The organism is Sphingobium sp. HWE2-09 (genome assembly GCF_035989265.1).
Classification (GTDB): domain Bacteria; phylum Pseudomonadota; class Alphaproteobacteria; order Sphingomonadales; family Sphingomonadaceae; genus Sphingobium.
Genome location: NZ_JAYKZX010000003.1, coordinates 985102 through 1006950, shown reverse-complemented (window position 1 = coordinate 1006950; position 21849 = coordinate 985102). Strand labels below are relative to the sequence as shown.

At 61.9% G+C, this 21849-nt stretch carries 20 protein-coding genes, 2 tRNA genes and 2 pseudogenes; 9 read left to right on the top strand and 15 right to left on the bottom strand.

The window, feature by feature from the left end; all coding sequences use genetic code 11:
* Positions 1–11: 11 nt before the first annotated feature.
* Complete coding sequence (gene mtgA, locus U5A89_RS10325) at positions 12–704, top strand: monofunctional biosynthetic peptidoglycan transglycosylase (RefSeq protein WP_338161057.1); 693 nt, start codon at positions 12–14, stop codon at positions 702–704.
* A 311-nt stretch (positions 705–1015) separates the two neighbouring features.
* Here mtgA and U5A89_RS10320 read toward each other — a convergent pair whose 3' ends face one another.
* The 6 genes from U5A89_RS10320 to U5A89_RS10295 form a co-directional block, all read right to left on the bottom strand.
* Positions 1016–3592 carry a TonB-dependent receptor gene (locus U5A89_RS10320; protein ID WP_338161056.1) on the bottom strand — a complete coding sequence of 859 codons (2577 nt, stop codon included), beginning with the start codon at positions 3590–3592 and terminating at the stop codon, positions 1016–1018.
* 369 nt (positions 3593–3961) lie between these two features.
* The gene (clpX, locus tag U5A89_RS10315) at positions 3962–5230 is read right to left on the bottom strand and encodes an ATP-dependent Clp protease ATP-binding subunit ClpX (protein WP_338161055.1); all 1269 of its coding nucleotides are present in this window, start codon (positions 5228–5230) and stop codon (positions 3962–3964) included.
* A 139-nt stretch (positions 5231–5369) separates the two neighbouring features.
* Positions 5370–6005, bottom strand: a complete 636-nt coding sequence (locus U5A89_RS10310) for an ATP-dependent Clp protease proteolytic subunit (protein ID WP_338161054.1) — start codon at positions 6003–6005, stop codon at positions 5370–5372.
* A 77-nt stretch (positions 6006–6082) separates the two neighbouring features.
* A complete protein-coding gene (locus U5A89_RS10305; RefSeq protein WP_445190645.1) occupies positions 6083–7054 on the bottom strand; it encodes a glycosyltransferase family 2 protein in 972 nt (323 codons plus the stop codon).
* A 168-nt stretch (positions 7055–7222) separates the two neighbouring features.
* Positions 7223–8827, bottom strand: coding sequence for a trigger factor (gene tig / locus U5A89_RS10300; protein WP_338161052.1), 1605 nt, complete (start codon positions 8825–8827; stop codon positions 7223–7225).
* 59 nt (positions 8828–8886) lie between these two features.
* Positions 8887–8971, bottom strand: a tRNA-Leu gene (locus tag U5A89_RS10295).
* A 131-nt stretch (positions 8972–9102) separates the two neighbouring features.
* Between U5A89_RS10295 and U5A89_RS10290 the strand changes: the two genes are divergently transcribed.
* From U5A89_RS10290 to U5A89_RS10280, 3 genes are all read left to right on the top strand, one after another.
* A complete protein-coding gene (locus tag U5A89_RS10290) occupies positions 9103–9300 on the top strand; it encodes a hypothetical protein (protein WP_338161051.1) in 198 nt (65 codons plus the stop codon).
* A gap of 207 nt (positions 9301–9507) precedes the next feature.
* Entirely contained in the window at positions 9508–10116 is a 609-nt protein-coding gene (locus U5A89_RS10285; RefSeq protein ID WP_338161050.1) for a sigma-70 family RNA polymerase sigma factor, read from the top strand.
* Complete coding sequence (locus tag U5A89_RS10280; protein ID WP_338161049.1) at positions 10031–11056, top strand: FecR family protein; 1026 nt, start codon at positions 10031–10033, stop codon at positions 11054–11056. Before U5A89_RS10285 ends, U5A89_RS10280 begins: the two co-directional genes overlap by 86 nt.
* A gap of 236 nt (positions 11057–11292) precedes the next feature.
* Here the strand turns inward: U5A89_RS10280 and U5A89_RS10275 are convergent, their stop codons facing one another.
* The 6 genes from U5A89_RS10275 to U5A89_RS10250 all read right to left on the bottom strand — a co-directional run bounded on the left by U5A89_RS10275 (position 11293) and on the right by U5A89_RS10250 (position 17749).
* Positions 11293–13035 carry an MFS transporter gene (locus tag U5A89_RS10275; protein WP_338161048.1) on the bottom strand — a complete coding sequence of 581 codons (1743 nt, stop codon included), beginning with the start codon at positions 13033–13035 and terminating at the stop codon, positions 11293–11295.
* Between the two features lie 2 nt (positions 13036–13037).
* Entirely contained in the window at positions 13038–13784 is a 747-nt protein-coding gene (locus U5A89_RS10270; protein WP_338161047.1) for an FkbM family methyltransferase, read from the bottom strand.
* Positions 13781–14926: a glycosyltransferase family 4 protein gene (locus U5A89_RS10265; RefSeq protein WP_338161046.1), complete on the bottom strand. Its 1146-nt coding sequence runs from the start codon at positions 14924–14926 to the stop codon at positions 13781–13783. The genes U5A89_RS10270 and U5A89_RS10265 overlap by 4 nt, the downstream gene beginning before the upstream one ends.
* Complete coding sequence (locus U5A89_RS10260) at positions 14923–16224, bottom strand: hypothetical protein (protein WP_338161045.1); 1302 nt, start codon at positions 16222–16224, stop codon at positions 14923–14925. Before U5A89_RS10260 ends, U5A89_RS10265 begins: the two co-directional genes overlap by 4 nt.
* Entirely contained in the window at positions 16221–16973 is a 753-nt protein-coding gene (locus U5A89_RS10255; RefSeq protein ID WP_338161044.1) for a methyltransferase domain-containing protein, read from the bottom strand. Before U5A89_RS10255 ends, U5A89_RS10260 begins: the two co-directional genes overlap by 4 nt.
* A gap of 74 nt (positions 16974–17047) precedes the next feature.
* Entirely contained in the window at positions 17048–17749 is a 702-nt protein-coding gene (locus tag U5A89_RS10250; RefSeq protein ID WP_338161043.1) for an NAD-dependent deacylase, read from the bottom strand.
* A gap of 89 nt (positions 17750–17838) precedes the next feature.
* Between U5A89_RS10250 and dapB the strand changes: the two genes are divergently transcribed.
* The 4 genes from dapB (at position 17839) to U5A89_RS10230 (ending at position 19905) form a co-directional block, all read left to right on the top strand.
* Positions 17839–18603, top strand: coding sequence for a 4-hydroxy-tetrahydrodipicolinate reductase (gene dapB / locus U5A89_RS10245; RefSeq protein ID WP_338161042.1), 765 nt, complete (start codon positions 17839–17841; stop codon positions 18601–18603).
* Positions 18604–19266 (top strand): endonuclease III, encoded by a 663-nt coding sequence (gene nth / locus U5A89_RS10240; protein WP_338161041.1) that lies wholly within the window; start codon positions 18604–18606, stop codon positions 19264–19266.
* 102 nt (positions 19267–19368) lie between these two features.
* Complete coding sequence (locus U5A89_RS10235) at positions 19369–19755, top strand: hypothetical protein (RefSeq protein ID WP_338161040.1); 387 nt, start codon at positions 19369–19371, stop codon at positions 19753–19755.
* A 73-nt stretch (positions 19756–19828) separates the two neighbouring features.
* A tRNA-Arg gene (locus U5A89_RS10230) sits at positions 19829–19905 on the top strand.
* 538 nt (positions 19906–20443) lie between these two features.
* Here U5A89_RS10230 and U5A89_RS10225 read toward each other — a convergent pair.
* Positions 20444–20497: pseudogene (locus U5A89_RS10225) on the bottom strand (hypothetical protein); the annotation flags it as partial.
* Positions 20498–20518: 21 nt separating this feature from the next.
* On the opposite strand from U5A89_RS10225, the gene U5A89_RS10220 reads away from it, so the two are divergent.
* Positions 20519–20713 carry a hypothetical protein gene (locus U5A89_RS10220; RefSeq protein WP_338161039.1) on the top strand — a complete coding sequence of 65 codons (195 nt, stop codon included), beginning with the start codon at positions 20519–20521 and terminating at the stop codon, positions 20711–20713.
* A gap of 252 nt (positions 20714–20965) precedes the next feature.
* Here the strand turns inward: U5A89_RS10220 and U5A89_RS10215 are convergent.
* Together U5A89_RS10215 and U5A89_RS10210 are read right to left on the bottom strand one after the other, a co-directional pair.
* Positions 20966–21418 (bottom strand): annotated as a pseudogene (locus U5A89_RS10215) (recombinase family protein); the annotation flags it as partial.
* Between the two features lie 8 nt (positions 21419–21426).
* Entirely contained in the window at positions 21427–21717 is a 291-nt protein-coding gene (locus U5A89_RS10210) for a hypothetical protein (protein ID WP_338161038.1), read from the bottom strand.
* Positions 21718–21849 lie beyond the last annotated feature (132 nt).

Genomic DNA, 21849 nt, shown 5'->3' with positions numbered 1-21849 from the left:
CCACGGGCGGCATGACAGCCCATACCGCTTCGCGCCGCCGCTTCCGCTTGATACTGATCCCGATCAAAATCCTGTTGGGCTTCATCGCCCTGTCCCTGCTGATGGTCGTCCTCTATCGCTTCGTGCCGCCGCCGGTCACGTTGACGATGCTGTTCGACCCCAACGGCATCACCAAGGACTGGACGGCGTTGGACGATATCGATCCGAATATGGCGCGGGCGGCGATTGCGGGCGAGGACGGGAAATTCTGCAGCCATCATGGCTTCGACGTCGACGCCATCGCCAAGGCGGCGATCCATAATGCCAGCGGCGGGCGCATTCGCGGCGGATCGACCATCAGTCAGCAGACGGCGAAGAATGTGTTCCTGTGGCAGGGCGGCGGGTTCGTGCGCAAAGGGCTGGAGGCGTGGTTCACAGTGCTGATCGAGGCGATCTGGGGCAAGAAGCGCATCATGGAAGTCTATCTGAACGTCGCGGAGACGGGGATCGGCACTTATGGCGTGCAGGCCGGGGCAATCCGTTACTTCCATCATGGCGCGGGCAGGCTGACGAAGGCGGAAGCCGCGCGCATCGCCGCGGTGTTGCCGCTGCCCAAGAAGCGGGCGGCGGTCGCGCCTGCCGGGTTCACCCGGCGTCATGGCAATACGATCGCCGCGCGGATCGGGTCGGTGCGGCGGGATGGGCTGGATAGCTGCCTGCGGTGAGTTGATCCGTTAACTTCGCATATTTCTTGCTGATTTTGACATATTGTTTCGTGGGAGTGGTCCTATCGGAAAGTGTGGCCGGTTTTGTGTCGGTCATAGTAGGAGGAACGGCGGGAGTAGGACAGCGGTGCGTTAGCCCGGATTTGCGCCAGGCATTCTGCGATGGGAGTGCTGTGCCGATGTCCCTGGACCCCGGCCTACGCCGGGGCACGTCGTGCTTTGGTCGTACGTCTTTGCGGTAAGGCCCGTAGGCAAAGACAAAGGGCGCGGATTGCTCCGCGCCCTTTGCTTTTTTCCAATGTTAGTCCGGCTTAGAAGCCGATGATCAGCGAGGCGCTGATGGCGCGCGGCGAACCGAAGTTCACGAACGCCGAAGACGAGCTGGCAAGCACGTCCAGACCGCCGCTGAACGAGCCGACATAGAATTTGTCGAACAGGTTGCTGACGTTGAGCTGGATCGCGCCCTTTTCCATGCCGAGGCTGGCGAGCGAATAACGGATGTCGAGATCGACAACCGTATAGGCCGCGAACTTGGCGCCCGGGGCGATCAGCTTGGTGACGCCCGTGCTGGTCGTCGCAATCTGAACGTCGCCGTTGATGTCGTTCATGAAGCGCGAGCTGGTGCGCTTCGCCTGAACGCCCATGGTGAAGTCGCCCAGATTGCCCTGCAGACGGCCACCGAACAGATATTTCGGCGCGCTGCGTTCCCGCTTGCCGGACGTGCGCAGATAGGCGACGCCGTTCTGCACGTAGCAGAGGCCGGCCAGCTGGATGTCGCTGTCGAGAGCGCAGCTAGCGGTCACGGCATCATTCTGAATTTCCGACTTGATGTACGAGCCGAACAGATACGCCGTCACTTCCTTGATCGGGCTGTAGGAGAAGCTGGCATCGACGCCATACTTCTTCACCGGACCCAGGTTGGTGTCGGTGCCGTTGCCGTCGATGTCATAGGCGGTAACCAAGCAATTCTTATACTTGGAATACCAGCCGGTAACAGCCGCCTGCACCTTCGACGAATTGTAGCGGATGCTGGCGTCGAAGCTGTCAGATGTTTCGGCAACGCGATAGGCCGAGTCGCTGTCCGCCGGGAAGACGAAAGCATTGTACAGCGCGTCGGTGCTGGGCACCGAAATGTTCTTCGCATAGCTGCCCGCGATGCTGATTTCCGGCGTGATCTTGAAGGTCGCGCCGACGTTCGGCAGGAACTTGTCGTACTTCAGCTTCCGTTCCTGCGGCAGGGCCGAACCGGTCGCGCGGCCAGTGGTCGCGTTATAGCTGTAGGGATGGGTCGCGATGTAGGCAGCCTGCTGGTCTTCCGGCACGCAGTTGACGAAGCCGCCCGAGCTGGTGGTGAAGCAATTCTGGTCCAGTTCACGCTTGAAGAAAGGCAAGCGGCCGCCGATCAGAACGGTCAGATTGTCTTCGAAGAACTGACCGCGATATTCACCGGCAATCTGGTTCAGTTCGGCGATCGACTTGCGATCACGCTTCTGCAGGACATTGCCCGCCGCGTCGGTTACCGGATCGTTGATCGGGAAAACGTCGAACGGTTCGCCGTTCCGATCGAGGAAACCAGCCGCGCCCGTCTGACGATGACGCGCACGATCGTAGCTGTAGGACAAGCGAACGCGATGAGCGTCGCTGATCTCATAGGCAAGGTTGGCAATACCGACCCAACGGCGCGTATTGGTCTGGCTGGGCTGTACCAAGGTAACGCGACCCAGAACGCCGTCACCATTCAGATCGCGACCGAAGTAGAAGCTGCCGCCATAGTTGCCGGTGCCGCGGAAGCCCGTCGAGTCCGTGAAAAAGGTTTCGTTGGCGCTGGTCGTACCGCCGCCATTGGCCTTTACCCACTGATAAGCGCCATCGACCGAGAAGGTCAGGCGATCGGTCAGCGTGAACTTCGAGTTCAGGCGGACATTGCCCGTGTTGGAGGGGTTATAGCGACGCTCAAATTCGGTGCCGCAGGTGTTAGGCGTGCTGTTCTGGCTGATCGTGCAGGGATAGCCGCCGCCGGTGGCGGCGCTTCCGATGTTGTAGAAACGGCCTGACTTGTCGCCCGTGATGGCGTTGGCGCGGAGCGGCGAACCGCCGAAATTGTTGCGGTTCTGGTTGTAATGACCCGACAGAGCGATGAAATCGCCGTTGTCGCCGATGTCCTGCCACAGCTTGGCGTTATACTGCTGCTTATACACCTTGCCATAGTTGGCGAAGGCGGCGTCGTTCTTCAGGCGCGATGCTGAGAACCAAGCCTTGGTGCCATGACCGGTCAGGTCGCCGGTGTTGACCACGCCGAACATGCGGAAATAGGGACGATCGCCCGCGCCGTCGGCCAGGATGTTGCCGTAGCTGACGCTGGCCAGGACGCCATATTCGTCGCTCGGTTCGAGCGTCTTGATGTTGACGGTGCCGCCGACGGCTGCTGCGGTCGGGCTGTCCACGTCGGTCGAACCGAGGTTGACGTTGACGTTCTCGATCAGTTCGGCGTCGACCTGCTGATTGGTGTAAACCGCATAGTTACCAGAGTCATTGAGCGGGATACCGTCGAACGTCTGCGAAATACGATCCGAGCTGAAGCCGCGGATGGTGAAGCTGCCGCCCGAAGAACCCCAGGGATCGTTGTTGGTGAAGCTGACGCCGGGAACCAAGTTGATGATTTCGTTGATCGTCTGACCGGGGCGCTGCGCCTGGATGATTTCCTGACCCAGAACGACCTTCGCCTTGGGCGAATCGGGGATCTTGACGCCGCCGACGCCCTGATCGGCGCGCGCGCCGGTAACGATGATGCTGTCTTCAAAGTCCGACGAACCGGTCGACTGTGCGAACGCGGCGGTGGGGGCGGCGAGCGCGAAGATCGCGGCGCTGCCCATCAGAAAATTCTTCATGTGACCCTTGTCCCTTTTCAAGAGTGGCGCGTTCACGCCCCCTGCAAACTGTCTGCTCTTTCAAGCCGACGCCGCTCGTGGCGGCCTCTGACGACGCCCCTGTGATGCGTCGATTGCATTTATGTTACAATGCACCCACAGGACTGTCATAATTCTCCCCTGCCCCCTTCGCTGATGCTTGGGGACGGCCAGCCTGTGACGTTAAAATATTGAATTTTCGTGACAAACTCCCACCGTCAAACAGTAGTTTGACGGTGGTGCAATTTTGCAACGCAACAGGAATTTTTGTGCAGTGCACGCAACCGAAACGAAAAAGGGCCGACGATCGCGCGTCGGCCCCTTAAAAAACGGATTAAAACAGGGTCTGGATCAGGCCGCGTCTTCGGCCCGCTTTTCCTTTTCGCTGAAGACGCGAATCGGTTCCTTGTTGCCGGCGACGACATCCTTGTCGACCACGACTTCGCCGACACCCTCCATAGAGGGCAGGTCGAACATGGTGTCGAGCAGGATCGCTTCCATGATGGAACGCAAACCGCGGGCGCCAGTCTTGCGCTCGATCGCCTTCTTCGCGATTGCGACCAGCGCGTCGTCGGTGAAGCTGAGTTCGACATTTTCCATGTCGAACAGCTTGCCATATTGCTTGACCAGCGCGTTCTTGGGCTCGCCCAGGATCTTCACCAGCGCGGACACGTCCAGATCTTCCAGCGTCGCGATGACAGGCAGACGACCGACAAATTCGGGGATGAGGCCGAATTTGAGCAGATCTTCCGGCTCGCTAGAGCGGAGCAGTTCGCCCGTTTTGCGCTCTTCGGGCGCGGCGACATAGGCGCCGAAGCCGATCGACTTGGCTTCCAGACGGTCGCCGATGATCTTTTCCAGGCCAGCAAAGGCGCCGCCGCAGATGAACAGGATGTTCGTCGTGTCGACCTGCAGAAACTCCTGCTGCGGATGCTTGCGGCCACCCTGCGGGGGCACGGAGGCGGTAGTGCCTTCCATCAGCTTGAGCAGCGCCTGCTGCACGCCTTCGCCCGATACATCGCGAGTGATCGACGGGTTTTCGGCCTTGCGGCTGATCTTGTCTATCTCATCGATATAGACGATGCCGCGCTGCGCCTTTTCGACGTTGTAATCCGACGCCTGGAGCAGCTTGAGGATGATGTTTTCCACATCCTCACCGACATAGCCGGCTTCGGTCAGGGTCGTCGCGTCGGCCATGGTGAAGGGCACGTCGAACGTCTTCGCCAGCGTTTGCGCCAGCAGGGTCTTGCCGCAGCCGGTGGGACCGACGAGCAGGATGTTCGACTTGGCAAGTTCGACCTCGCCAGGCTTGGAGCCGTGGTTGAGGCGCTTGTAATGATTGTGGACCGCGACCGACAGGACGCGCTTGGCGCGCTTCTGGCCGATCACATAATCGTCGAGCACATCGCAGATTTCCTGCGGAGTCGGTACGCCGCCATCCTTCCGCCCGACGAGACCGCCCTTGGTCTCCTCCCGGATGATGTCGTTGCACAGTTCCACGCACTCGTCGCAGATGAACACGGTCGGCCCCGCGATCAGCTTACGCACCTCATGCTGCGACTTGCCGCAGAAGGAGCAGTAAAGCGTGCTTTTCGAATCCGAACCGGTAAGCTTAGTCATTCGCCATTCTCTCTTCCCCTCCGCGCGCGATCATAAGAACCGCGTTTGGCCGGGGATTTTCTGGTCCAAAGGCCATATTAGACCGGGGCGCGCTCGTTCCACAAGGGAAGAAAGTGGCGCGACCCGGTAAAGATAGTCTTTAAGCGTCCGCCAATTCCGGGGCGGTCGGGCGACGATCGAACACTTCGTCCACCAGACCGAAGGCTTTGGCTTCGTCCGCTTCGAGGAAGGTGTCGCGATCCATGGCCCGTTCGACCTCTTCGAGCGAACGCCCGGTATATTTGACGTAGAGGTCGTTGAGGCGGCGACGGATACGCAGAATTTCTTTGGCCTGGATCTCGATATCGGACGCCATGCCCTGTGCGCCGCCGGACGGCTGATGGATCATGATCCGGCTGTTGGTCGTCGCAAAGCGCATGCCCGGCTCCCCTGCGGCGAGCAGGAAGCTGCCCATCGAGGCGGCCTGGCCCACGCAGAGGGTGCCGACCTTGGGCCGGATATATTTCATCGTGTCGTGGATCGCCATGCCGGACGTCACCACGCCGCCGGGCGAGTTGATATACATCCAGATGTCCTTCTTAGGATTTTCCGATTCGAGGAACAGCAGCTGCGCGACGATCAGCGAGGCCATGTGATCCTCCACCTGGCCGGTCACGAAGATGATCCGTTCGCGCAGGAGGCGCGAGAAAATGTCGAAGCTGCGCTCGCCACGGTTCGACTGTTCGATGACGATAGGAACCAGCGCGGCCATGGGATCATGCATGATGTTGGTCATTATACTCTTTCGGTCAGGTGCTTTTGCCCAGCCCCTACATCGGCACAAATGGCGGATGGTTCAAGGGGGAAGGCGAGTCAGTCGCGACGGGCGAAATCGGACGGTGCGCGGAAGGCGAGATAGGCGAGCCGTCGCACTTCGCGACGGCCCCGCACGACGGTGTCGAGGATGAGGCCGCACATGGCCGACAGGGTCGCCAGGATCATGAGGCCGGTCACCAGGATTGCCGTAGGGAAGCGCGGGACGAGGCCGGTGTGGATATAGGTGACGATTAGCGGTGCCGCGAGGCCGAGGCCCAGCGCGACGAGGAAGGCGGCCATGATGCCGAAGAAGAGGATCGGCCGCTCTATGCGGTAGAGGGTGATGATCGTGCGCAGGATGCGGAAGCCGTCGCGATAGGTGCTGAGTTTGCTGACCGATCCTTCGGGGCGGGCGCCGTAAGCGGTCATCACTTCGGCGACCGGCATGGCGAGTTCCAGCGCGTGGACGCTGATTTCCGTTTCGATCTCAAACCCGGCGGACAGGACCGGGAAACTCTTGACGAAACGGCGGGAGAAGACGCGATAGCCCGAGAGGATGTCGGTGAAGCTGCGGCCGAACAATTGTTTCAGCAGGCTGGTGAGCGCCCAGTTGCCGAAGCGATGGCCGCGGCGATAGGCGGCCTCCACCTGGTCGCGGCGACACCCGACCACCATGTCGAGATTGTCCTGCAGCATGGCGGCGATCATCGCGGGGGCGGCGGCGGCTTCGTAGGTCGCATCGCCATCGGCCATGATATAGATGTCGGCGTCCACATCGGCGAACATGCGGCGGACGACATGGCCCTTGCCCTGCTGCCCGACGCGGCGGACGATCGCCCCTGCCCCGGCGGCCAGATCGCGGCTGCCATCAGTGCTGTTATTGTCGAAGACGTAGATGTCGGCGGCGGGCAAGGCGCGGCGGAAATCCTCCACCGTCTTCACGATCGCGCCGGCTTCATTATAGCAGGGCAGGATCACCGCGACGCGCGGGGTCGCGATGGCCGTTTCGCTATTTGTCGCGAGGTTCACCGGGGGATATTCCTTCATCGCCGCTCACGCCCTGTCAGATATGCGCCATAATCAGCCATGCTGATGGCGCATCATCCTTAATATTTCATCTGCCATGCCGCCCCCGACATGAAAAGCGCCCGCGCTTCGCAGGGAAGCCGGGCGCTCGTCATGTCCGGTGGGACAGGCTTATTCGGCCTTGGCGGCCGCCTTCTTGGGAGCGGCCTTCTTCTTGGGCTTTTCCTCGGCGGTCGCTTCCTCGGCTACCGCTTCGTCCTTCTTGGCGGCGGCCTTCTTGGGCGCGGCCTTCTTGGCGGGTGCGGCTTCCTCGGCGGCTACGTCTGCAGGCGCCTGTTCAGCGGCTTCGTCAGCCTTCTTCTTGGGCGCAGCCTTCTTGGCCTTGGGCTTTTCGTCATGATGGTCGTGACCGCAGTCGGGACCATGGACGTGCGGCTTGAGGTCACCGTCTTCGGCTTCGATCGCCGCTTCCAGTTCTTCCTTGGTCACGGCGCGGTCGGTGACTTCGGCCTTGTCGAACAGGAAATCGACGACCTTGTCCTCATAAAGGGGCGCGCGCAGCTGGGCGGCGGCCATCGGGTCCTGGCGGACATATTGGACGAAGCGTTCGCGGTCCTGCGGGCCGTACTGCTGCGCGGCCTGCATGATCAGGCGGTTCATTTCCTGGTCGTTGACGATGACGCCATTGGCCTGGCCGATTTCCGAGAGGAGCAGGCCCAGGCGGACGCGGCGCACGGCGATGGCGCGATAGTCTTCCTTTTCGGCTTCCATTTCGGCGATCGCGGCGGCCGGATCTTCCTCATGGGTGGCTTCATGCTGAAGCTGCTGCCAGATCTGGTTGAATTCGGCTTCCACCATGCTGGGCGGCACGTCGAAATCATGAGCGGCGGCGAGCTGGTCGAGCAGCTTGCGCTTCATGTGCGTGCGGGTCAGGCCGTTATGTTCCTGCTCGATCTGCCCCTTGAGCAGTTCCTTCAGCTTGTCGAGACCTTCCAGACCCAGCGACTTGGCGAATTCGTCGTCCAGCTTGGGCTTGTCGGCGTTCAGGATCGCCTGGACCGTAACGTCGAAGGTCGCGGCCTTGCCAGCCAGATGCTCTGCGCCATAATCTTCCGGGAAGGTGACCTCGATGGTCTTTTCCTCGCCCTTCTTGACGCCGGTCAGCTGCTCTTCGAAGCCCGGGATGAACTGGCCCGCGCCGATCTTGAGATTGACGCCTTCGGCCGAACCGCCTTCGAAGACTTCGCCATCGACCTTGCCGACGAAATCGATCTTGAGCGTGTCGCCGTCCGCCGCGGCGTGATCTGCGTCATGTTCTTCGAGCGCGCCCTGCTGGCTGGCGATACGGCCAGCGGCCTCATCGACCTGCGCGTCGGCGACGTCGACGGTCAGTCGTTCCAGCTTCAAGCCTTCGATGCTGGGCGCTGCGATTTCGGGCAGCACTTCGAGTTCGACCTTGATTTCGGCATCCTTGCCGAATTCGAAGCCTTCATCGAGTTCCACCGACGGCTGCATGGCAGGACGCAGCTTCTGATCGGCAATCAGCTTCTGGATGCTTTCCTGAATCGAATTGTTGAGGGCGTCGCGCTGCAGCGATTCACCGTGCATCTTCTTGACGAGGTTCACGGGCACCTTGCCGGCGCGGAAGCCGGGCATACGCACCTGGGGTGCGATCGCCTTCACTTCCTTGTCGACACGGGCGTCGATATCCTTCGACGTGATGGTTACGGTGTAGGCGCGCTTAAGGCCCTCGTTCAACGTCTCGACAGTCTGCATCTCTTCTCTCAAACGCTTTCTTCAGCTGAATTTCGGTGGCGTTCCCGCGATCGGCGCACTGGTGCGGGCGAAGGGACTCGAACCCCCACATCTTGCGATGCCAGAACCTAAATCTGGTGCGTCTACCAATTTCGCCACGCCCGCATCGGTCGCCGGTCGGCGCGGCATAGAGAAAAGCATGGGAAGAGGCAAGGGATAGTGCGGGGTCGCGCAAAGCGATGGGAACCGCGGCGTGCCACCGCGCGTAACCATGGCAGACCATAAGGAGAAATGCCATGGCTACCCGCCCCGACACCGGCCCAGATGGCGTGCCGCCGCCCGACACGATTCAGCCGCAATCGCCCGACGAGATGCCGCCGCCCGATCATCCGGCCGAAACGCCGATGACCGAACCGGACGAGGTAGTGCCGGTCGGTCCCGATTATGACCAGCCCGACAGCGCGCCGACGGAATTGCCGCCGCCGCCCGATTGAGAAGTTGATCGATGATAATGGGCGGCGGGATAGAAATGTGCGGCCGCCGCCCCTTATCCACAATATTTTTGCAACGCCGGGAACTTTTTTAGTCTTTCGCCCGAAATATGTCCGCCCAGCGTATAGACAGCCCCCTGCAAGCATGATTGAAATGTGACATAGAAAAGAAACATGGAGAGGCCCGGCTGAAAAAAACAGGGGGTCGTCGTGCACAGGGTTCGCGCTAAACTGGAATGGTTCAAGACGGTTATCCTGCCGCAGGAAGCCGCGCTTCGCGGTCGTCTCCGCAGGATATTGCCATCCACCCATGAGCTGGAGGATATGGTCGCAGAGGTCATGACCCGCGCCTATGCCACGGAAAATTGGGAAAATGTGACGACGGGCCGCGCCTATCTCTTCACCATCGCCCGCAACCTGGTGATCGACACCGCCCGCCGCAACAAAGTGGTCAGCTTCGAAACCATCGCCGATCTGGAATTGCTGGGCGGCGAGAATAATATCGAGTCCCAGCTCTATGCCCGCGAAGCGCTGCGCCAGGTCGAGGCGATCGTCGAGTCGCTACCGTCGCAATGCCGCCGCGTGTTCATCCTGCGCCGGATTCACGAAAAATCGATGCTGGAAATAGCGGAGGAGATGTCGCTATCCGTTTCTACTGTTGAAAAACATCTGGCTAAAGCCATCGCGATAGTTATGCGGGCTTGGGCGGAACGTGAGGAAACGGACTTCGAGCGTGCAGGTGTTGGAACCAAGTTCGAGCCTAGAGGGCAGAGAGGCGACAGAGGCGGAAGCCGCGCGCCTGCTGGCCAGGCTCTATAACGACCCCAGCCCCGAAGACGAAGCCAGCATCTGCGCCTGGGTCGAGAGCGACCCGCGCCACGGTGTCGCCTTTGCCCGCGCCGAAGCCGCGTGGGAAGCCGCCGAACGGCTCAAGAGCGCGGCAGCCGACGTCACCCTGCCGCCCATGGCGCAGATCGTCAGCGAAGAACAGCAGCGCCGCCTGTCCCGCAATATCATGATCGCCGCAGCCATTGCGGTACTCTTCTTCATCGTCGCAGCCATCGTGACCGTACGCACGTTCAGCGGGGTCGATCGTTATCAGACGGGCGTCGGCGAAATGCGCGACGTGGCCCTGGAAGATGGGTCGATCCTCCATTTGAACAGCGACAGCGAAGCCGAAGCACGCTTCACCGCCAATGGCCGCAAGGTTCGCATCATCAAGGGCGAGGCGTCCTTCAACATCGCGCATGATGACAAGCGCCCGTTCGACGTGGAAGTCCGCTCGGCGGCGATCCGCGCGGTGGGCACGGCCTTCAACGTGCGGATGCGCCCGTCGATCGTGGAACTGACGGTGACGCAGGGGGCGGTGACGGTCCATTGCAGCGGCGGATCGGCGCAGAAGGTTGCGGCCGGAAGCGGCGCGGTGATCCAGCCGCGCAATATCGCGCTGACGCATCTGGGGTCGAAGCTGATCGACCAGCGCACCGCCTGGCGCGAAAAGATGGTGGAACTGGATGGCGAGACGGTCGAGCAAGCCGCAAGCGAGTTCAACCGCTATCGCGCCGCGCCGATCCTGATCGGCGACACGCGGGTGTCCGCCTTGCGCATCGACGGGCGGTTTCGCACCAGCGCCAGCGGGGCGTTTCTGGCCGCGTTGCAAACCAGCCTGCCGATCCGCGCGGTGCATGGCGAGGACGGATCGGTCATGCTGTTGTATCGCGACGACGCGCCTGTCGTGGTGGCCGACGCGGTCAACTGAAACCGTTCGCTTCGCGCGTGGTCGGGAAGCAGGTAGCGCGCCATGTGAGCCGATGAACTCGGCGTTGCCCCGTTGCTCGACCTTTCGACATCGCCTGAAACGAACGGAACGAGTTTTCGTCAGGCTCCAATTATTCGGCACGTTCCCGACTAAGGCCGGGGCTAATTCCAGAGCGCGGAACTGGACCCCGGCGTTCGCCGGGGAACAAGGCGCCATAGGTTCTGGTATGACGCTGATTACATCGCGTTGTCGGCGATGCTGAGCGCGTCTTCGAAGGTTTCGGGTAGCGGCGGCTGGACCGGGCGGTCGCAGCCTTCTTCCTTCATATGCGCACGCAAGGCGTCCATGCGACCGAGATTCCAGCGCGCGAGCGGCACGCCCAGCGGGCGGAACTCGGCGCGGTCGAACAATTCGACGACATAGGATTCGCACAGCGTATCGACCTGATCCAGCGACAACATCGCAAGGTTCATCACCATCGGCTTGCCGGGCACGCCATTGCGCCCGCGCACCAGGTCGGTGACGTAGAGGCCGCCGCGCGGATCGACCAGGACGACGTCCGCCTCGCTCGAATCGATCAGGCGGTGACTGGCGGCATAGGGACCGACGAAGACGTGGATGCGCCAGACGAGATAGGTGCTGGCGAGCGCGGTAATGACCAGCCCGATCAGCAGGGGCCGCAAAGCGTCCTTCGGGCGGAAGCGCGCCCAGCCAAGGCCCGCCAACAGGCAGAAGGGACCGATAAAGCCATGGGCGTAGCGGAAGCCCCAGCCATAGCCTTGCGCCAGGGCCAACATGCAGCCCGCCAAGCATCCCAGCGCGAGCGGTAGCGCGATTTCCTGCCCCCGGATCATCGCGCGCCAGCGCATCGCGGCGATACCAAGCATCGCCAGCGGGACCATGAGGATGTTGTTCCAGGCGACATAGCGGGTGAGGTTGACGAGCGGTTGCCAGCGGTCGCCCAGCCGTTCGAACAGGCTGCCGACCTTGTCCGCGACACCGGCCGCGGGGCGGATGTCGGCGGGTGCGCCCAGCGCGTGGAGCAGGAAGCCGGGCCAGAGCTTGGCCCAGATGATAACGATCGCCACCAGCGTCAGCGCATGGAAGGCCGCGACGGTCCAGCGCCGGGCGAGCAGCATCCACAGGATGAATGGCGCGATGAAGATCGGCGGGAAATGCCATTGGTGCAGGCCCGCGGCGATGAGTGCGACCAGGCCCGCGGTGACATGGCCGATCACGCCGCCCCGCAACACCAGCGCCAGCCAGACCATGTTGAGCGCGAAATGGCCGGTCATCGCATAGGGGGTCATCGCCGTGACCCACAATTGACTGGACGAAAAGCCCAGCAGCACCGTCACCCATACCGCGTCGGGGCGATCGGGCATCAGGTGCAACGCTACCCGCCAGAGCGCGAAGAGGCCCGCCATCAACAGCACCGGACCGGCCAGATTGGGATCGCCCAATTGCCAGAACAGCGCCTGGATCGCGCTGTTCACCGGCAGATAGGCCGCCGTCCAGTAATCCGCAGCGCCAAAGGGGGAGAAAAATTCGGGCATGATCGCCCGGCGATAGGGTTCCCATTCGATCGGAATCGGGCGGGCGAACAGCCCTTCGCGCATATAGGCGGCGGCGAAGCGGGCGACTTCTTCGTCGCGGCTGATCGCATAATCCTGGAACAGCGCATAATGCCCTGCCCAGGCGGCCATGCCCAGCAGGACGATCAGGGGGACGACGATCCGGGCGGTCGGGCGCGGTAGCGCGATCCCCTTCCCTTCCGCCCAGGGCGCGGCGAGCGCCAGCAGCAGCAGCGATCCCAGCAATGCGGGAAAATCCTGGTCCAGCAGCAGGATGACGGCCAGGCTGACGCCTTGCCGATAGGTGACGTGCCACAGAAAGGTCGCGCCCAGCCACAGCGCCAGACCGATCGCGCCCGCCAGGAACAGGCGGCGTGCGCTGACGAAGCCGGTCCCCCCGCCCATCGTCAATCCCGAACCAGGGTCCGGTTGACGAAGATGCCGTCCATTTCGACCAGCAAGGGGAAATGCCCCTTATTATTGGCGAAGAAGGCGGAGGGGACCAAGGCGCGCGTTTCGAGCCAGTCGATCATCGCGCGATAGCCGGTGCCGCCTTCATAGATGGGGCGGACGCCGAGTTCGGTCTGGATTCCCAGCATCGTGGACAGGACGTCGCCTGCGCCTTCGCAGACCGACAGGTCGTGGCCCTGCGTATCCATTTTCAGGAAGGGGCGCGCGAAACCATGTTGCGCCACCAGTTCAGGCAGCAGCGTGTCGATCCGGCGGCATTGCATCTGCACGGTCTTCGTCACCTTGTTGCGGTCGGCGAAGATCGCGTCCTGCGCATCCGATGGCTTTTCGAGCGAACTGAACTGGTCGGCGGCCATGATGTTGAAGCTGGCGGTGCCGTCGAAGTCCGACAGTGCCATGTTGAAGACATGCCAGTGGCGGTCGGAGGCCGCCTGTTTGGACAGGATGGCGAAGATGTCCGGGTTCGGCTCGAAGGAGAGGATCAGGCCTTTATAGCCTGCATCCTTGCGGACCATCGTGGCATATTGGCCGCGATTGGCGCCGACGTCGAACAGGCAATCGACCGCGAAGGCCGACAGGAAGCGCTTCAATGCCTGGATTTCGGGATATTGGTGGACGCGTCCGGTAGCGGCGAGCCGCAGGGCCAGGACGCGGTCGCTGAGTTCACGACGATAGCGGTTCATGCGCGTGCCGCAAGCACGGTTTTATAGATGCCGATCGTCGCCACGGCCATGTCCTTCCAAGTCCCCATTGCCTGTCCATAGGCGCGCGCCTGCGTGCCGTGGCTTTGCCTGATGGCCGCGCTTTCGATCAGCGGCAAGAGGGCTTGGGCGAGAGCGGGCGCATTTCCCGCTGCGGATCGGACGGCGACGCCTGCGGGCAACTGGCCGAACATGCCCGCGTCCGAGGTCACCATCGCCTTGCCATGGTGGAGCGCGGAGAGGAAGGCGCCGCTCGAATTGATGTGGCGATAGGGAAAGACGATGATGTCGGCGCGGAGCATGTGGGCGTCGAGGCGCGGTTCGGTGAGGAAGCCGAAGTCGGTGACGAGGCGGTCAGCGAAACCGGCTTGGTGGACGGGGTCGAGCAAGGGGGCGGTGTCCATGAACGGCTTACCCGCCAGGGCGAGTTCGAAAACATGGCCTGCGCACCAGAGCAGAAGGCAGGCTTCGATCAGGACGTCGACGCCTTTATAGGGGCGGATCGTCCCGAAGAAGAGCAGACGCGGAATTGTAGATGCGGGGATAGAGGCGAGATCGGCAGGGGTCGCGGCGGCGAGGCGCATCGGCGGGTGCGGCGTCACATGGATGCGGGCGGGGTCGATCCCCTGCCCCATAAGCGCCGCGCCGGTGGTGTCGCCATGGACGATGAGCGCATCGAACTGGTCTAGCAACGCGCGATAGCCGCGCCCCTGCACGCCCGCGTCGGCATGATAGGCGTCAGCATTGTGGACGGTGTGGACAAGCGCTGTGCGGCCCTTGAGGCGTTTGAGCAGCAGGGCGTCGGCGGGGGCGAGCGGGAGCCACTGGATATGGACGATGTCGGCGTTTGTGAGCGGCCTGATGTCGCCCACGGCACAAGCCAGCGCATATTCCGCTGCCTTGGTCAGGCGGAAGGTGCGGCCTTCGCCCAGGCGCATGCGCAACGCTTCGCTGCGGCGGAAATAGTGGGGGTAGTAGGCATAGTTTTGTGGCGTGATGGCATCGGTATCGCGCATCGGGCGGCCAAGCAGGGTCACGGCCGCGCCCTCCCCCGCCAGCGCGGCGCACAGGCTGTCGTCATAACGCCCGGTGAAAAGCGAGGGATCGAGCATGGCGACCTTCATGCGCGCACCAGCCGCCGGAGAGACATGAGATGCAGCGCCGCTACGCCGACCAGCGTCAGGGCATAGAGGCTAAGGAACGCAAGGTCGAAGCGGTCCGGCCAGAGCAGCAGGGCAAGCGGTGCGCTGGCGAGCGATCCGGCGAGGAAGGGCAGCGAGCGGGCGAGGAGTTCGCCAAAGCGGCCGAGCGCGGCCTGCACATAGACGGAGACGCACAGCAGGGTCAGCGCGAACAGCGCCAGGATGATGAGGCCGATGTCCGCCCGGTCTATGGTGGCCCGGCCGTCGAACAGGATGGCGAACAGGCTGTCGCCCGCGGCCAGCAGCACCGCCGAGAGGCCGATCGCGAAGAGCATCGCGGCGGCGGTCGCCCGGCCCAGCAACTGGCGCAGTCTTGCGAAATCCCCCGCATGATAGGCGCGGGTGATACGCGGCAAGGCGGCTTCCACCGTGGCACGGACCAGCATGGACAGCGAACGCGACATCTTGAAAAAGAAATCGAAGACCAGCATCGGGCGGGGGTCGCTGGTCGCCAGCGCTATGGTGAAATAGGGCGCGTTATAGGCGACGATGTCGGACACGGTGAAGGCCGCCGACGCGCCGATATCGCGCAGATAATGGGCGCGGACATGGCCGCCGCCGATGCGGAAGGCGAGCCAGTGGCGGCGGGTCATGGCGAGGCGGCGGTGGACATGGGCGATGGCGTAGGCGATCACGACGACGCTGACGATCAGTTGCAGCGCCAGCGACAGACGAGGGTCCATGCCCGCCAGCATCGCCAGCAACAGGCCGATCGTCACGACGCGACGGGCGCAATCCAGCCCTTCCCAAAGGAAATTGCCATCAATCGCCGCCAGCGCCCGTTTGGCGAGCAGGGCCGGGAGGTTGAGGCAGGCCGACAGGAAGAAGAGCAGGAAGAGCAACGGCAGGCCCGTCGCCAGCCAGCCAGCCGCTAGCGCGACAAGAAGGATCAGCGTCGCACCGACGATGATCAGGCCCAGCACAAGGAAGAGGACGCCCATTTCCTCCAGCCGGAAACCGCCATCATCCTCGCCCGCGCCACCCGCCAGCCAGTGCCGCCGCAAACGGGCGTAGATGATGCTGGTAAGGCCAAATTCCGCCGAGATGGTGAAATTGCCGAAGGCGACGAGCAGCAGGAATGCTTGAAACTCCGCGATCGGCAAGACGCGCACGAACACGAAAGTGACGGCGAAGCCCCAGATCAGCACCAGCCCGACATTGGCGAGCTTTACCAGCGCCAGGAAGCGGGCGGACCCTTCCAGCCGCGCGAGGCGGCTCACCGTGCTGGCTCTCCGCCCGGCTTGCGCGCGCGGAACAGGCGGTCGTCCAGGCCGTGGAAATGGCGCGTGTCGGTGTCGATCGAATTGGCGTCGATTTCTTCCAGATCGAACCCGGCGGCGCGGATGCGGTCGGCGAAATCGGGACCATATTGGCGGACATGATCCCATTGGCCGAAGCGACGTTCGCGTTCGCGCGGCGGGATGTCGAAGCTGCCGTCCTCGGTCGGCTTGTCCCATAATGGCACGATCAACCAGGCTTCGCCGCCGGGCTTCAGGGCGCGATGGATATTGCGCAGAACGGCCATGTCGTCCGGCACATGCTCCATGACGTGGCTGGCGTAGAACAGGTCGTATCGGTCCGTATCCGCCAGGTCCATGAGGTCCACGCGGGCCATGCTCGCGACGGTGTAGCGCGACGGATCGAGGTCGGCGGGGATGTAATGCGCCGCGGTGGAAAAGCGGCGGACAAGGCTGGCTTCATTGGGCGCCATATGGAGGATCGCGCCGTCGGCGGGTACGCGCAATATGCCCTGCTGGATCAGCCAGTTCATCAGCCGTTCGCGTGGCGAAGCGCCGCATTGCGGGCAGCCCCATTCTTCATTGTCGCCATAGCGGAAGAAACCCACGACGCTGCCGCCGCAGGCCGGGCAGCTGCGCGTGGGCCGCGCGCCCAGGGCTTTGCGCAGCTTGAGCGCCGTCTTGGTCAGATGCTTGCCGGCGGCCTTGGCCACCCGCTGGACAGTAATCACCGATCGCTCCGCGCAGATAAGGGAATGGCCGCGCTATACTATAAGCGGCGGGCAATGCGAGAGGCTTTCCCCTTTTATGCCAGCAAGTCGCGCACGAGGTCCGGCACCAGCAGGCTGGCCGCGCCGAGCCGCGTTTCGTGGAAGTAAAGGCTGCCTGCCGACGGATCGAGATTGAGTTCCAGCGTTTGCGCGCCGACATGGCGGGCGGTCTGGACGAAGCCGGCGGCGGGATAAACCGCGCCCGACGTGCCGACCGATACGAACAGGTCCGCGTCGCGAAGGGCGGCGTCGATCCGGTCCATCTCATAAGGCATTTCGCCGAAGAAGACGATGTCGGGGCGCAAGGCTGGCTGGTGGCACGCATCGCAGGGAGAGCCGGGTGGCAACGGGTCTGACCAGGCGACCGCCTTGCCGCAGGCCGCGCATAGCGCCGATTTGAGTTCGCCATGCATGTGGATGAGGCGCTTGGCCCCTGCCCGTTCGTGCAGGTCATCGACATTTTGCGTGACGATGAGCAGTTCGCCGGGCCATGCGGCGTCGAGGGCGGCGAGCGCCTGATGCGCGGCATTGGGTTGCACCTCAGCGAGTTTCGCGCGGCGTTCGTCGTAGAAGCGGTGGACGAGCATTTCGTTGCGGGCAAGCGCTTCGGGAGTGCAGACATCTTCCACCCGATGCCCTTCCCACAGGCCGTCCGGGCCGCGAAAGGTGGCGAGGCCGCTTTCGGCGGAAATGCCCGCGCCGGTGAGGATGACGATGTTGCGGATGTCGTGGGTCATGCGGCGCTTTTAGAGGAGGCGCCAAGGGATGACAAAGCCGTTCCGCTCTGGCATCGGCCGGACACTAAATTGAGGACGGAAACAGAGCCATGACGACGATCGGCATTTTCGGGGCGGCGGGCCGCATGGGACGCGCGATCGCGCAGGTTGCGGCCGACGTGGGACTGGGCCTCGCGGGCGGCACCGATCGCGATCCGGCAGGCGAGATCGCGCCGGGCATCGCGATGACGGCCGATCCGCTGGCGCTGGCGGAAGCGAGCGAGGTACTGATCGATTTTTCCGTACCGGCCGCTTTGGGCGCGCATCTGGACGCGTGCATTGCGGCGAAGAAGCCGATCTTGATTGGAACGACTGGGTTGGAGCCGGTGCATCATGCTTTGATCGATGAAGCGGCCAAGCATATTCCAGTGTTGCAGACCGGCAATACGTCGCTGGGCGTCAATCTGCTCGCCGCACTGGTCGAGCAGGCGGCGGCGGGCCTGGGCGACGATTGGGATATCGAAATCGTCGAGATGCATCACCGGCACAAGGTCGATGCGCCGTCGGGCACGGCGTTGCTGCTGGGCGAAGCGGCGGCGCGGGGGCGCGGGATCGCGCTGGCCGACCATAGCGAGCGTGGGCGGGACGGGATTACGGGCGCGCGGGCGCTGGGAGCGATCGGCTTTGCGGCGCTGCGTGGCGGATCGGTGGCAGGAGATCATCAGGTGATCTTTGCGGCGGAGGGCGAGCGGATTGAGATCGGCCATCGTGCGGAAAACCGCAGCATCTTTGCGCGCGGGGCGGTGAAGGGGGCGCGCTGGCTGGTGGGGCAATCGGCGGGACGATATGACATGAAAGGCGTACTGGGGCTGTAGATGAAAAAGGCCGACATCTTCGACTTTTTCAGCCGCCTCGCCGAAGCCAATCCTGCGCCGGTGACGGAGCTGGAATATGGCAATCCCTATCAATTGCTGGTCGCGGTGACGCTGTCGGCGCAGGCGACCGATGTCGGCGTGAACAAGGCGACGCGGGCGCTGTTTCGCGAGGTCCAGACGCCGCAGCAGATGGTCGATCTGGGCGAAGAGGGTTTGAAGCAGCACATCCGCACGATCGGGCTGTTCAATACCAAGGCGAAGAATGTCATCGGCCTGTCGGAGATATTGGTGCGCGATTTCGGCGGCGCGGTGCCGCAGGATCGCGACACGTTGACCACCCTGCCCGGCGTCGGGCGCAAGACCGCCAATGTCGTGGTGAACACCGCCTTCGGACAGGAGACGTTCGCGGTCGATACGCATATTTTTCGCGTCGGGAACAGGACGGGACTGGCACCGGGAAAGACGGTACTGGCGGTCGAACAGAAGCTGGACAAACATGTGCCTGGCCCCTTCCGCCGCGATGCGCATCACTGGCTGATCCTACATGGCCGCTATGTGTGCAAGGCGCGGCGGCCGGAATGCTGGCGCTGCATCGTGGCCGACCTTTGCCGGTTCAAGCTCAAGACGCCTGCACCCAAAGGCGCTGCGGAAAAGACGGCCTGAACCGGCTGCTCGTTCTCATCCTGTTCAGCCAAGGCGCGCTATAGGCGCGACGGATGCGGGTCGGCCGTGCCGTCGAATTGGCATGTGATGAGGAGAGTTGTCATGTCCATTATTGCCCCTGCTCGGCTTGCGCTGGGCCTGGCGCTTGCCTGCGCCGCCCTGCCCGCCATCGCCAAGGACAAGCCCGACCCCTATGTGGCGAAGGGCGAGCCCACCGATTGCGTTCAGATCCAGTCGATCCGGTCGACCGATGTGCGCGACGATCATACGATCGATTTCATCATGAACGGCAGCAAGGTGTATCGCAACACGCTGCCCTATAGCTGCCCCAGCCTGGGCTTCGAAAAGCGCTTCCTCTACAAGACCAGCCAGTCGCAGCTCTGTTCGGTCGATATCATCACGGTGCTGTACAATGCAGGGCCGGGATTGCAGCCGGGGCCGAGTTGCGGGCTGGGCAAGTTCCAGCCGATGGAGAAGGCGGCGAAATAAGATCGGGTGAGGCGATTTTGACGCTGGCGCAGGACGGTGGACTTTGCTACCCGCCCCTCCTGACCAGCGTCATGCACCCATAGCTCAGCTGGATAGAGCGTTGCCCTCCGAAGGCAAAGGCCACTGGTTCGAATCCAGTTGGGTGCGCCATTTCTAGAATCGAAGCCGAATTTGCGTCTAACATCTTGAATGGCAAAGAGATTTCTGGGGTGCGAAAACCCGTCTTTCGGTTGTAACGAAGTTGGTCTGCGAAGGTGAGTTTTAGCACCGCTCGCTTGTCCTCAATGTCTTCTGAAACCCATAAATTCCAAGGGCTTGCGAGAAAGCCCATCGCGGTTCGAAAAGTTTCGTCATAGTCTCGCACCGGAGTTCCACACCGCGCGATATTTTCACGGAGAATCAGCTTACGTTGCTCCAGTTCATCGACGCGCTTCGCAAGCGCCACGGCAACTGTTTTGCTATCGACCTCAACGAGCCGATCAACGGTTGATGTAATTTTCTTTTCGACCTCTGCGACCTCACGCTTCAATTCGGCGCGCCGCGTTGCAGCTTTCGAAAGTTGTGCATTCCAAGCGTCGCGAAAAATTTCTGCTGCCAGATCGAAAAGCTCACGAGCTGGAGTGAGAGATTTCAGCTTCGCCTCAAACGCAGATTCTATGTCCACTTTCCGGATGGATTTGCGAGCGCTCTCGCAGCCTTTCTTGAAGCAATGATAGTAGGGGTGCATCCGATCGCGGCCCTTCGTCCACGCTGCTGTGAGCGCATGACCGCAATCATCGCAGACTACATGACCTCTGAGCGGAAAGTCAGCATTGAGATCGGCGCGCGTCGCCGGGCCCGGCTTGCCGTGAAGCCTTTGCTGAATCTGATCGAAGGTTTGAAGATCAATAAGCCCCTCGTGCTGAGCCTTGCGCGTCGATATGCCCCAGCTCGGGACGTTGATATAGCCAGCATATAGTATCTGATTGAGCAGGACGCTAACGCGCTCAATCGTTACGTTGCCAGCGCGGTTAGCCGGGAACTCAGCGTGAGATTGAAGGAAGCGGCCTACCTCTGCCTGCGACATGAACCTTCCGTTTGCAAAGCCTATAAGCGCCTCGCGCACGATCGACGCCATTGGCTCATGCGGGATTAGCATCTTGCCGCCGCCGGGCGCGCGATCATACCGATAGCCAACCGGGCTACCAAAAATCCAAAATCCGTTGCTGGCTCTTGCCTTCATTCGATTGAGCGTTTGATCCGCATTCTTGCGGCGTTGATGCTGTGACACGCTGGCAAGCAGGTGCTCCACCAGCTCACTGTCAGAGTCTTCACCAAATTCGATTGAAGGTGACTCCAGCATACCGCCTGCAGCAGAAATTTGTGCTCTCAGCTTGATATGTGCTTCGAGGCCACGCGCTAGGCGGCTGATATCGTCAATGATGACGACGTGAGGGGTTCTCCGGCGCGCTTTGAGAAAGGCGAGCATGGCTTTCATTCCGGGCCGCTCTGCTATCTTCCCAGAGACGTCATCCTTGAAAACGGTCACGACCTCGTGGCCACGATAGCCAGCGTATTCGCGGCACCTCGTTTCCTGACTGGCCAAACCATCCCCACGCGTCGTCTGCTTTGCAGAACTAACGCGGCAATAAATGACAGCTTTCTGTTGAAGTTCTCTTGCCATACTGATCCTCAGGGTCGCATTTCGCCAATGCCCGAGCCATTGGTCTTTGTGTTCACATCGTCATCTGGGATTGTAGGCAAGATAGCATGTTCTGAATCTGCATGAAAAGAGTCATATTGACGCAATTTCATCGAAAGATGGGTTGGATCGACTCCAAAGGCTTGATCGACGAATGCGCCCATCATTCGGGATATAATCCGAATTACTTCGTCTTTGCTCGCTTGTGAAAGATCGATGCCCGCAACCAAGGCGCGGTATCGTTCGAGATCGACAGATGAATGTTCGACGCTATTTGCCATTATAATCACCATCACGCGGACCACTCTTCGAGCATCGTGAAAGAGATTATTAAGCTGCCGATATACGTTGGGCGGGGGGATAATTAACCCGCTGCACATGTATTGATTGTATATCTTATTAAGAAACAATAC